This is a genomic window from Alteromonas sp. KUL17 (assembly GCF_006538305.1).
GTDB classification, from domain to species: domain Bacteria; phylum Pseudomonadota; class Gammaproteobacteria; order Enterobacterales; family Alteromonadaceae; genus Alteromonas; species Alteromonas macleodii.
On sequence record NZ_BJKJ01000008.1, the window covers coordinates 135,858 to 148,172 of the forward strand.

At 45.1% G+C, this 12,315-nt stretch carries 10 protein-coding genes and 1 tRNA gene; 2 read left to right on the top strand and 9 right to left on the bottom strand.

Annotated elements, in window-relative coordinates:
• Positions 1–130: 130 nt before the first annotated feature.
• The 5 genes from KUL49_RS09590 to purE all read right to left on the bottom strand — a co-directional run bounded on the left by KUL49_RS09590 (position 131) and on the right by purE (position 3,165).
• Positions 131–604 (bottom strand): Dps family protein, encoded by a 474-nt coding sequence (locus tag KUL49_RS09590; protein WP_014948101.1) that lies wholly within the window; start codon positions 602–604, stop codon positions 131–133.
• A gap of 186 nt (positions 605–790) precedes the next feature.
• A complete protein-coding gene (locus KUL49_RS09595; protein ID WP_131137144.1) occupies positions 791–1,336 on the bottom strand; it encodes a copper chaperone PCu(A)C in 546 nt (181 codons plus the stop codon).
• Between the two features lie 65 nt (positions 1,337–1,401).
• Positions 1,402–1,477 (bottom strand) — tRNA-Thr (locus KUL49_RS09600).
• 60 nt (positions 1,478–1,537) lie between these two features.
• Positions 1,538–2,674 (bottom strand): 5-(carboxyamino)imidazole ribonucleotide synthase, encoded by a 1,137-nt coding sequence (locus KUL49_RS09605; RefSeq protein ID WP_014978177.1) that lies wholly within the window; start codon positions 2,672–2,674, stop codon positions 1,538–1,540.
• Entirely contained in the window at positions 2,671–3,165 is a 495-nt protein-coding gene (gene purE / locus KUL49_RS09610; RefSeq protein ID WP_014948098.1) for a 5-(carboxyamino)imidazole ribonucleotide mutase, read from the bottom strand. Before purE ends, KUL49_RS09605 begins: the two co-directional genes overlap by 4 nt.
• 278 nt (positions 3,166–3,443) lie before the next feature.
• On the opposite strand from purE, the gene nhaA reads away from it, so the two are divergent.
• Complete coding sequence (gene nhaA / locus KUL49_RS09615; protein WP_131137145.1) at positions 3,444–4,718, top strand: Na+/H+ antiporter NhaA; 1,275 nt, start codon at positions 3,444–3,446, stop codon at positions 4,716–4,718.
• On the opposite strand, the gene KUL49_RS09620 is transcribed toward nhaA, so the two are convergent.
• The 4 genes from KUL49_RS09620 to trxA form a co-directional block, all read right to left on the bottom strand.
• Positions 4,680–7,496, bottom strand: coding sequence for an ATP-binding protein (locus KUL49_RS09620; RefSeq protein WP_131137146.1), 2,817 nt, complete (start codon positions 7,494–7,496; stop codon positions 4,680–4,682). The genes nhaA and KUL49_RS09620 overlap by 39 nt on opposite strands.
• A 22-nt stretch (positions 7,497–7,518) precedes the next feature.
• Positions 7,519–8,817, bottom strand: a complete 1,299-nt coding sequence (locus KUL49_RS09625; protein ID WP_014948095.1) for an amidohydrolase — start codon at positions 8,815–8,817, stop codon at positions 7,519–7,521.
• A gap of 229 nt (positions 8,818–9,046) precedes the next feature.
• Complete coding sequence (rho, locus tag KUL49_RS09630) at positions 9,047–10,312, bottom strand: transcription termination factor Rho (protein WP_014948094.1); 1,266 nt, start codon at positions 10,310–10,312, stop codon at positions 9,047–9,049.
• 271 nt (positions 10,313–10,583) lie between these two features.
• Positions 10,584–10,910, bottom strand: coding sequence for a thioredoxin TrxA (trxA, locus tag KUL49_RS09635; protein ID WP_012517074.1), 327 nt, complete (start codon positions 10,908–10,910; stop codon positions 10,584–10,586).
• Positions 10,911–11,010: 100 nt separating this feature from the next.
• Here trxA and rhlB point away from each other — a divergent pair, with 100 nt between their 5' ends.
• A complete protein-coding gene (rhlB, locus tag KUL49_RS09640; RefSeq protein WP_014975523.1) occupies positions 11,011–12,303 on the top strand; it encodes an ATP-dependent RNA helicase RhlB in 1,293 nt (430 codons plus the stop codon).
• Positions 12,304–12,315: the final 12 nt, after the last annotated feature.

Here is a 12,315-nt window from a genome sequence, read left to right on the forward strand (position 1 = left end):
TGGAAGGCAGTATACAAAAAAGGGCACAGCGCTGCTGTACCCTTTGTGATAATTTTACTTGCTTATGCGATAAAGGTGACTGGCCGATTAAGCCTATGTTAAATCACTGTCACCGCACTTATATAGCGATTTACTTCGGTAATGTTGCACGAAGCATCCACGCAGTTTTTTCATGAACGCGCATACGATCGCCAATTAACGCTGCAGATGACTCATCGTCTGCGTCTTGCGCTAGCTTTAACGATTCACGGCAGGTTTTCACAACTTGCTCATGACCGTGAGTTAACAATCTCACCATTTCCGTCGCTTCAGGTACACCTTCCACTTCTTCAATTGAACTAAGCTCAGCGAACGACTTATATGTGCCCGGTGCAGCAACACCTAGAGTACGAATACGCTCTGCAATTTCGTCTACAGCTTCGGCAAGCTCTGTGTAATGCTCTTCAAACATTAGGTGCAATTCACGGAACTGCGGACCTTCTACGTTCCAATGAAAATTATGCGTTTGAAGGTACAAAGTGTAAGAGTCGGCCAATAACTTCTTAAGGCCTTCTGCTACTGCGTTACGATCGCTCTCAGAAATACCAATATCAATCTTGCTCATGTCACACTCCTTAACGTTAAAACCCTTTTTAGATTTACCTTCAGTCCATTCATCGGCGCTGAAAAATCTTGGTTTAAATAATATAAGTTAATAGTACTACAGAAATTTTGATTTAGATTAACGGTTTAGTTGATTGCATTCATCGCATTAATCGATGACTTTATACATTCTGCCTCAGCCACTCTATTAATGGTGCTGATGGTGGCTTTCGCCCGCTTCTTTTTTAACAGGTAGCAAAACCGGTAGTTCACTCCCATCGCTAAATGTGAGGGTTAGTGCTACTTCGCTGCCCTCTTCTAATCCTTTGGTCAGCCCCATCAACATGATATGACGGCCGCCTGATTCAAAAGAGGCCATTTCGCCCGCTTTTATTATAACGCCGTCAGTTAGCTCACGCATTTTCATCACGTCTTCCTCCATCACCGTTGTGTGGATTTGCGCTTCACTTGCTACATCGCTTGATACTGAAACAGACGTCAGTGTTTTATCGCTGTCACCATGATTATGCAAAGTAAAGTACACTGCGCCGGTTTTTGCCAAAGCAAAGGTCGCTCTGGCATAACCATTCATTACCATTACTTCTGATTGCTTACTGGCGTGCTTGTGCTGCTCTTTTGGCATGTGATGGTTATCATGGTCATTGCCATGCGCGTAAATAGTCGCAGACATGCTTAGAGAAAATAAGCCAGTTACGATAACTAACGGTTTAAGTGATTTGGAAAAAAATGACATACAGTCGCTCCGAATGAATACTCGTAAGCAAGTGTACGTAAGATTGGCATAGGAAAAAAGAAAAATGGTGCCGACTGCCGGAATCGAACTGGCGACCTACTGATTACAAGTCAGTTGCTCTACCAACTGAGCTAAGTCGGCACACTTTAAAAACCGCTGCCTAGACAGCGGATGCGTATTCTAGCGATAAACGCGTGGGTGTCAACCTTTTAATCGCGTTGCTTCACCAACTAATTTTGGGAAGTACTCAAGTGGTAAATATTTGCTCAATGCCATGAGCTTTTCACCCAAGCTTTCATAACTATTCGTGGTGACATTGATGTGTCCCATCTTGCGCTTTTCACGAACAGATTTTCCGTACCAGTGAAGATGACTGCCATCGATGCTTAGCAAATCGCGCGAGAAGCTGCTGCAACCAATAATGTTGACCATAGCGCTTGGGCCAATGGCTGACGTGTCACCAAGAGGCAATCCACAGACTGCACGTAAGTGATTTTCAAACTGACTGGTTACAGCGCCCGACTGGCTCCAGTGCCCAGAGTTATGTACACGAGGAGCAAGTTCGTTGACAAGTAGCTTGTCGCCTACTTGGAATAGTTCCACAGCCAGCACACCGACGTAGTTCATACCCTCAGCAAGTTTCACAAAAATGTCGTGAGCCTGGGCCTGAAGTGCATCATCAACATTAGTCGCTGGCGCAACCGACACGTGAAGTTGACCTTGGTGATGCAAATTTTCAGCAAGTGGATAGGTGCGTACGTCGCCATTCGCATTGCGCACACCGATTAATGACAACTCTCTGTCGAAAGCCACCATTTTTTCAACCACTAAAGGCACGGTCTGCAAATCTAATCCCTGAAGGGCATTTTTTAGTTCAGGTAAGTCAGCCTCATCACTTAAACGCCATTGACCATATCCGTCATAGCCATCGCGGCTAGCCTTAAGAATGAGTTTGCTACCCAACTGCTTTACGCAATCGTCTAACTGGGCAAGGTCGGTAACTATTTGGTGCTCACAATTTGCCACCTGCATGCTTTCAAGCAGCTTTTTCTCACGTACGCGATCGGCGCCAACAAGAATGCTGTCGATATTCGGCATCAACTTGTTTGTTTTCGCCGCGTCTTCAAGAAGCCTTTCAGGTACATGCTCAAATTCTACGGTAAGAGCATCTGCACCTTCTAGTGCTTGAGCAAGTGAGATTTCAAGAGGGGTTTTGCTAACTGGATGTACAACGGTATCGTTGTTTACGTCCACAGCTTGAACGTCAATACCTAACGGGCTTCCCGCCAGGTACATCATTTGAGCAAGTTGGCCTGCGCCGTAAACGACTACTCTCATTCATCTAGCTCCAACGTATTGCTTGAAGCAAGTACCGTATCAGTTTGCGATTTTCTAAAAGCGATAACGGCATTGCGTACGCTTTCGTCTTGCAGCGCAACAACTTGTGCCGCGAGAAGACCCGCATTTGCTGCACCAGCCTCACCTATTGCCAGTGTACCTACCGCAACACCTTTCGGCATTTGAACGATAGAAAGCAGTGAGTCTAATCCGTTGAGCGCCTTTGATTTAACCGGGCAGCCAAACACAGGTAAATGCGTGTGTGCAGCAATCATACCCGGTAAGTGAGCTGCGCCGCCTGCGCCAGCAATGATTGCGCTAAAACCTTCATCTGCAGCGCTTTCTGCAAACTCTACTAGCAAGTTGGGTGTACGGTGCGCCGACACCACCTTCGCTTCAAATTCAACACCAAACGACTTCAGCATTTTTGCGGCCTGCTGCATAGTAGGCCAGTCTGAAGTTGAACCCATTACAATCGCGACTTTTGCCATCTAGAGATCCTCGGGGTAGGTAAAGTGGACAACCTTGGAAAGGCCGCGATTGTAGCGTAAAACCGTTCAAAATCCCACCGTAAATGGCGTCAATTATGGCGCCACTCGCTTGAGGGTTTTTGAGGCTACTCTCTTACAAGGGTGATCTATCTCTTCGCTGTCAGTCGTATTAACTATAATTAATTTATGTAGAAAAGTTGCCTGACTACACGGATTAACGAACGCTTTTATTTCCACACTTTGCGACGTTGACCATGAACGGGCGTTAGAGGTTATTGATGACAGATAAGCACGAACCCGACGTACTTGATGAGGTGATAGAAGAAGTACAAGACGTGGTCTCTGACTTCTTAAATCGCGAAGCCGCTCCCGGCATATTGTTAATGGGTGCAACGATTCTTGCGCTCATTATTGCTAATTCTCCCCTAGATATGCTTTACGATCATTTAATCAGTATGCCGGTACAAATATCAGCCGGTACGTGGGCTATCGATAAACCATTATTGCTGTGGATTAACGACGGGTTAATGGCGGTGTTCTTTTTTCACGTGGGTCTGGAACTGAAGCGGGAAATCTGCGAAGGTGAATTGGCCAATCCCAAAGATATTATTTTACCCGCAGCGGGTGCTGTAGGTGGTATGGCACTACCCGCCTTGATATATGTAGGCATCAACTGGGACAACCCCGTAGCCATTGCAGGGTGGGCAATTCCCGCCGCTACTGACATCGCGTTTGCGTTAGGTATTTTGGCGCTACTAGGTAGTCGAGTACCTACGAGCCTTAAAGTTTTCTTAGTCACCCTAGCTATTATTGACGATATCGGTGCTATCGTGATTATTGCCCTGTTTTACACCGAGCACATTACCGCGGGTGCGCTGTATATTGCTGCAGGTTGTTTATTGCTGTTGTGGCAAATGAATAAACGCAATGTGGTAGATATTCCGCCTTATGTTTTTGTGGGAATCATTCTGTGGGTAGCCATGTTGAAGTCAGGCGTTCACGCCACACTGGCAGGTGTCGTACTTGCTGGCTTTATTCCTATGCGGGATGAGAAAGACGAGTCTTATTCTCCTGTAACGCGACTAGAGCACGGTTTGAATGGCTCGGTGAGTTTCGCAATCCTACCTTTATTCGCCTTCGCTAACGCCGGCATAAGTTTTGGTAACATCAGTCCGGAGGGTATCTTCCACCCTGTTACCTTTGGGATCTTTCTTGGCTTGGTTGTGGGTAAACAAATTGGCGTATTCGGTTTTTGCTACTTAATGGTGAAGTTAAAGCTGGCTAAGTTACCAGAGGATATTAACTTCAAGCATATCTATGGCTGTGCGCTACTTTGCGGCGTTGGCTTTACAATGAGCTTATTCATTGGGGGACTGGCCTTTGCACAGACAGGTATCAATCAAATTTTTGACGAGCGTGTGGGCATTTTAACCGGCTCTCTTGTCTCGGCGTGCTTAGGGTATATTGTACTGCGATTCGTTAGCGAAGCGCCGAGCGATAACACTGATGTAGCCTCAAACGCTAGCAAGTTCACGGGCAATACAGTCAAATAGAACCTGCTTTCGAATAGGCTTACTTAAATGCGCATTCATGCCTGCTTCTAAGCAGGCATTTTTGTCTTCGATAAACGCATTGGCGGTTAAGGCGATGATCCTGACCGTGTCCTTATTCCTGCCTTCACTTCGAATAAGTTTCGATGCAGTATGACCATCCATGATCGGCATTTGGCAATCCATTAAAATTACGTCGAAATCGTGCCTCTTCTCGGCGTTAACAGCATCTTGCCCGTTTTTCGTTCTAATACATTTGATGTTGGACGATTTGAGCATGTCCATGACGATTTCAGCATTAATGTCGTTGTCTTCAGCCAATAAAACCCGTAATCCATCAGGTAATGACGGAATCACCTCATTTTCTGCATGCTCTTTTTCTTCACTTACTGTGGCAGGAATGTGGAAGGTGAAGCTTGTTCCTTTACCCAGTTCACTTTCAACATAAAGCTCTCCACCAAGAAGCTCAACCAAACCTTTAGAAATGGCCAAACCTAATCCTGTGCCACCAAAATTTCGAGTGGTGGACGGATCGGCTTGCTCAAACTTATCAAAAATAAACTGTAGTTTGTTGGGAGCAATGCCTATTCCCGTATCGGTAACCGAAATTTTAAGTCCTTGGAGGGCATAGCTGACGTTAACCGTTACGACACCATCGCTGGTGAACTTAATCGCGTTACTAAGTAAGTTATTGATGATTTGACTCACCTTCCCTGCATCAATGTTCAGTGCGTTAGGTACGCCCTGATTAATATACAAAGCAATATCGTACCCTTTTACTTGCGCAGCGTGACGGTAGAGGTCACAAGAAGCTTCAAGTAACTCGCGAATGGCACAGCTTTGAATATCGGTAAGCATTTTACCCGATTCAATCTTCGACCAATCTAAGATACTGTCCAGGATGATAAGTAAATTGCTAGCAGAGCGTGAAATTGTTTTGGCTCTAGCCGAAACATTTTCCGGCAACTCGTTCTCGAGCATCAATTCACATGAGCCAATAATGCCATTCATTGGCGTTCTAATCTCGTGACTCATGTTAGCGAGAAACTGCGTTTTCGCCACATTAGCGGCTTCCGCTTCTTTAAGCGCTAACGCAAGGTGCTCGGTTTTCTCTTCTATGCGCTTTTCCAAAGACTGATTCAATTCCCCTAGCTCGACATTCAGGCTTTGCTCTACTTCTCTTGCAACCTTTAGCTCTTCAAATGCATCGAGCAATCGGGCTTCTAAACTCACGAACTCATCGCTTAGCGACGAGAGCTCTTGAATGTGCAGTGCCCTTTGTGGTGCTTTAACAACTTCTTTTTGTGTAGGGTCGAATTCGGCAATATAGCGAACAAGGCGACGAATAGGCGCGCCGACCATTTTTGCGACTACGTATCCAGTGAATGTTCCAAATGCAGATAATGCCAATAGCAGCAGTAAGTCTTTTAGCAAATAATTACTCATTGATGCCATTAACAGTCGTTTGTCGAAGTAATAGCTGACTTTCCAGCTAGCAAAAGGCATATCTTTCGCTAACCTCAACCATGTTTTCCCCTGAGGCCCGTTCTCCACCTCAACAGCACAATCAGGTTCACAAATATAAAAAGGTGCTTTAGTGAGTGGCTTCATCTTCAGGCCTTTAGATGCATAGATAACTTCGCCTTTTTGATCCTCAATGAGCATCAAAAAACCACCTAAGCTTAAGTTATCAATAGCAGAAAAGCTCTTTAACGATAAAGAGCCCTCTACAATACCTTTTGGAGTGCCATCTGCATCTGTAATAGGAGCTGACAAGGCTACAATTGGATCGTTACCAAAACCTCGGCCTTGAAATACATTTGAAAGGAATGGTTTACCTGTCTGCATGACTTCAAAGAAATACGGCCTGTAAGCCACATTTGACAAGCCGCTTTGTCTCGCCTTATCCAACAGGCTAGGCGGGTAAGCGTGGGTAAGATCGCCATTGTCATCTGCAATGAGGAAGGTCAAAAATTCTGGATTGTGCGATGCCAACACCCGTAAATTTGTCACCGCTGCATTATCGAAATCGCTGTTTGATACCTCGCTAGATAACACTTGCGCTGCACTAATAATGGCACTTTGGTGCTGCTGAATAAAATTCGAAAGTTGGAACTCCAGCACATTCACCCGCTGCGACATGTAACTGTGAATTTGTCTTTCTTGCTGTTGTTGAAACAGACTTACCGACAAATAAATTACTGCCATGGAAGCAACGAAGAAGCAACCGGAAAAGAAGTAGCCAAAAAGAAAATGCAGCGTAACCCGCTCGGACTTACTTGATGTTTGTCGCTTAAGCCCGTGGACTGCCAAATACGAAAAGTGTCCGGTTACAAGACCAAATACACCGCTTACCCAGGTGACCAGCACACCCGAAAACAGCATACTTGCGTTATCGCCATCATAAAGAGAATGCTCTAAAACGAGAATGGGCAGAAAGACAATAGACCAAAAGCCTGCGCCTACTTTTATCACCTGTTTAAGCGACTTGTTATAGCCAAAAAAGCTAAGCACGATAGGCAGTAGAGTAAGGCTTTCCTTTCCAACTATGCTCCCGTCGTTAAGCCATAAGGGAAGGCTGACAACAAGTGCAATAGGAATAGAAATAGAAGGAGAAAACCGAAGTGAAGCGTAGACTGCCGCACCTATGCCAAATGTAGCTATCCCTGTGCTATCAAAGGGTGGGTTGAGAGCATTAAGACCCGCACCTAACACACATACAAGCAGTGCTTGAAGGGCCAGAGACCATGAAAAAGAAAATGAAATACTGCCAATTTTCAACGCATGTCTCCGGCGAATAGATTTAGTGTTGAGCCATGTAATCTAGGGTAAAGTTCGTTAGAAGCTTTACGCCTAATTTCATGCCTTCATCATCAACATAAAATTCCGGTGTGTGATGAGCAGGGCTATCTTCTTCAGACACGTCCAATGGCTTACCGCCTACCCAAACATATAAACCTGGAATTTGTTCTTGGAAAAATGAAAAGTCTTCCGCCCCCGTGACCGGTTTAGAAAGCAGCGTATTTTCGACGCCTGCGGTACGCTGCATAGTAGGCAGCATGGCTTTTGTAAGCTCTGGGTCGTTGTACGTAATGGGGTAATAGTAATCTAGCGGTAACGTAAGTTCTGCTTCTGCGCCCATACTTTCAGCAATAGCCTTTACTTTGCGCGGAAGCGACTCGTAAATGTGATCGCGAGCGGCTTCATTGAGTGTACGAATTGTGCCAACCATTTCTACTTCATTTGGAATGATGTTTGAACGGTTACCGCCGTGAATAGAGCCAATAGACACCACCGCTGCATCGTCAATCAATTTCAACTCACGACTTACTATAGTCTGAATTGACATGATCATTTGCGCAGCGGTAACCACTGGATCAACACTCTTCCAAGGATAAGCGCCGTGGGCTTGCTTACCGTGAATAACAATTTTAAATGGGTCTACCGCGGCCATGGTGCCACCCGCGTTATAACGCACTTTACCCACATCGGTGTTAGCATTGATATGCAGGCCAAAAATAGCGTCTACATCAGGGTTCTTAAGTACACCTTCAGCAACCATAACTTCCGCACCGCCTTTTTCTCCAGCGGGTGCGCCCTCTTCTGCTGGCTGAAAGATAAACTTCACTTTACCTTTCAGGTCGCCCTTAATTTCGGTAAGAATTTTTGCCGCGCCCATGAGCATTGCCATGTGAGTATCGTGACCACAGGCGTGCATAACCGGCACTTCTTTTCCGTTGTATTCGCCCATCTGCTTTGAGCGGTAGGACAAATCGTTTTGCTCTTTTACAGGAAGTCCGTCCATGTCTGCACGTAATGCAACGACAGGGCCTGGCTTGCCCGAGTCTAAAATAGCTACCACTCCCGTTTTTGCCACACCGGTCTGCACTTCTAAACCTAGGCTTTCAAGGTAGTCAGCAACATATTCAGCGGTTTTAAACTCGCGATTCGATAATTCAGGAAATTCATGAAAGTGATGACGCCATTTAATTACATCAGGCTCGACTTTATTCGCTAATTCATCAACATTGATCTGAGCGGCATTAGCAGCTGACACAGAGGCCAACCCTGCAAATGCGAGTGACAGCAATTTCTGGTACATAACTATTATTTCCTTTGGTGTTTTTTAGACAGAGTAAATCATCTCAAGGGAGAACACACCACTGAACTAACGATTGCTGTTAAAAATCAATAAGCAAACGAAAATACCCCATTCACAAGACTGAGGGTATTAGACGGAAGTATAAGAAAAGTGCTTTATCGATGCAGGGAATAAAAAAGGCACCGAGTGGCGCCTTTTCTTTAAATATCAACTTATTACTAAGTTTCTATTAACTCTTTTGTCTACGCATTGCGTCAAAGAACTCATCGTTTGTCTTGGTCATCGACAACTTACTGATAAGGAAGTCCATTGCGTCAATTTCTGACATTTCGTGAACGATTTTGCGAAGGATCCACATTTTCTGTAGTTCATCTTGCGCTGTAAGCAGTTCTTCACGTCGGGTACCAGAGCGGTTGAAGTCGATAGCCGGGAATACACGTTTTTCCGCGATTTTGCGATTAAGGTGTAATTCCATGTTACCTGTACCTTTAAACTCTTCGTAGATAACTTCGTCCATTTTAGAGCCGGTATCGATAAGCGCTGTTGCGATAATCGTTAAGCTTCCGCCTTCTTCAACATTACGGGCAGCACCAAAGAAGCGCTTAGGCTTGTGAAGAGCATTTGCATCAACACCACCGGTAAGTACTTTACCTGATGATGGGATAACCGTGTTGTAAGCGCGAGCAAGACGAGTAATCGAGTCAAGCAGGATAACCACGTCTTTTTTGTGTTCAACAAGACGCTTGGCTTTCTCGATAACCATTTCAGCAACTTGTACGTGACGACTTGCTGGCTCATCGAAGGTTGAAGCAACAACTTCACCTTGAACAAGACGATGCATCTCGGTTACTTCTTCCGGACGCTCATCAATAAGTAATACCATTAACTCACAATCTGGGTGGTTAGCAGCAATTGACTGAGCAATATTCTGAAGAAGAAGCGTTTTACCGGCCTTAGGTGGCGCTACGATAAGACCACGCTGGCCTTTACCGATTGGCGACGCCAAATCTAGTACACGAGCCGTAATGTCTTCTGTTGAGCCATTACCACGTTCCATGCGCAAGCGATCTGCTGCGTGAAGTGGTGTAAGGTTTTCAAAAAGGATTTTATTACGTGAATTTTCAGGCTTGTCGAAGTTAACTTCGCGGATTTTTAGCAGGGCGAAGTATCGTTCACTGTCTTTCGGTGGACGAATTTTCCCGGCAATCGTATCACCGGTACGCAAGTTAAAGCGTCGAATTTGGCTTGGCGATACATAAATATCGTCTGGTCCTGCAAGATACGAAGAGTCAGCTGAGCGTAAGAAGCCGAAACCGTCCTGTAAAATTTCTAGTACCCCATCACCAAAGATGTCTTCACCGCTTTTTGCGTGTGTCTTTAGGATTGAGAAAATGATGTCTTGTTTTCTGGCGCGCGCCATGTTTTCCAGGCCCATCTCCTCGGCCAGGTTAACCAACTCGCTTATTGGTTTGTTCTTTAATTCAGTTAAATTCATACTGGTGGGTCTTTGTGCTTGAACTTCGCTTACAGGACTTAAAGTCACTCTGTTCTAGTTTAGATTTGATATCACCCTGATATGGGCGTAAGCAGAACGCTGCTCGGATGAGCGCTGAAGAAAAGTTAGCACTATATTTAATCAACGTCCAGCGTTTTACCGCCGAAATATTAAATAATTTGTGGCTTGCTCTTCTAGAATGAAACGTTAGTCCCTGTGGCGTAAATAAAAACCGGTGCTTCGTTAGCACCGGTTTTCAATTTGAAATCAATTAAAGGTTTTCGTTAAGAAACTCTGTTAATTGAGCTTTAGATAGCGCGCCTACTTTAGTTGCGGCAACGTTACCGTTTTTGAAAAGTAGTAATGTAGGAATACCACGAATACCATATTTAGGTGGAGTTTCGTTATTTTCATCGACATTCAACTTGCCAACTGTTAACTTGCCATCAAACTCGGTCGCAACTTCTTCTAAGATTGGTGCGATCATTTTACACGGGCCACACCATTCGGCCCAGAAGTCAACCAGTACAGGACCTTCAGCATTGATAACGTCTGCTTCGAATTTATCGTCAGATAACTGGATAATTTTGTCGCTCATTCTTTTCTCCATTATTGGTCTGTCGCTGATTTGTCTCAGCCTGACCATAAGTGTTATATAGAAACTGTTTTTTAATGCAAGCACTGATAAGCTATAAGCTATGCCTACTCACTTAACTGATACTCACTTTTCTGACCTGCCGATTAACGGCAAGGTTGTTGACGCCTTGGCGGCAGCTAATTTTTCACATTGTACACCAATTCAAGCACTTGCACTGCCTCCTTTATTGGAAGGTCACGACATTGCAGGTCAGGCTCAAACCGGAACCGGTAAAACCATTGCCTTTTTGGTAGCTACATTTCACTATTTGCTAAGCAAAGCAGAAAATGCAGATAACAGCAAATCAAATGGCCCTCGCGCAATTATCATGGCGCCGACCAGAGAGCTCGCCGTTCAAATTTATAACGACGCCAAACTGCTTAGTGAGCATACTGGATTGTCGCTTGGTTTGATTTATGGGGGCGAAGGTTACCAAAGTCAACGTGAAACTTTGGAAGAAGGGGTAGATATTATAATTGGTACGACAGGACGCATACTGGATTACTACAAACAGAATGTGTTCACACTGAAGAATATTCAGGTTGCCGTACTTGATGAAGCCGACCGCATGTTCGATTTAGGCTTTATAAAAGATATCCGCTTTTTATTCCGCCGCATGCCACCGGCAAGCGAACGTTTGAGCATGCTATTTTCAGCTACACTAAGCTACCGCGTGCAAGAGCTTGCTTACGAGCACATGAACAACCCTACCCACGTACAGGTAGCGCCAGAACAAACAACTGCAACTCGCGTTTCTCAAGAGCTATTTTATCCGTCTGATGACGACAAGATGCTGCTTCTTCTTACGCTGCTTGAAGAAGAATGGCCAGAAAAGGCAATTGTTTTTGCCAACACTAAAAATAGCTGTGAGAAAGTTACCGACTGGCTTACCGCAGATGGCCATCGCGTGGGCTTGCTTAGCGGCGATGTACCACAGAAGAAACGCCTTGGGATCTTAGAAGATTTCACCAAAGGCAATCTTGATATTTTAGTCGCAACCGACGTTGCAGCGCGCGGTCTTCATATCGACGCGGTAACGCACGTATTTAACTACGACTTACCTGACGACGCCGAAGACTATGTACACCGTATTGGTCGTACTGGCCGTGCAGGACAAAGTGGTGTTGCAATTAGTTTCGCGTGCGAAAAATACGCACTAAACTTACCTGCTATTGAGCAATACATTCAAAAGGCAATACCGGTTACCGATTACGACCGCAGCGCCCTACTTGATGATGTAACACCTCCAAAGCCACGTAGAAGACGTACGCCTAACAACCGCAATTCTTCACGTCGTGGAAACGGAAGAGGCCGTGGAAAGCCTCAAAACCGAAACAACAGAGCGCAACAGTGAGGCGTAAAGGTA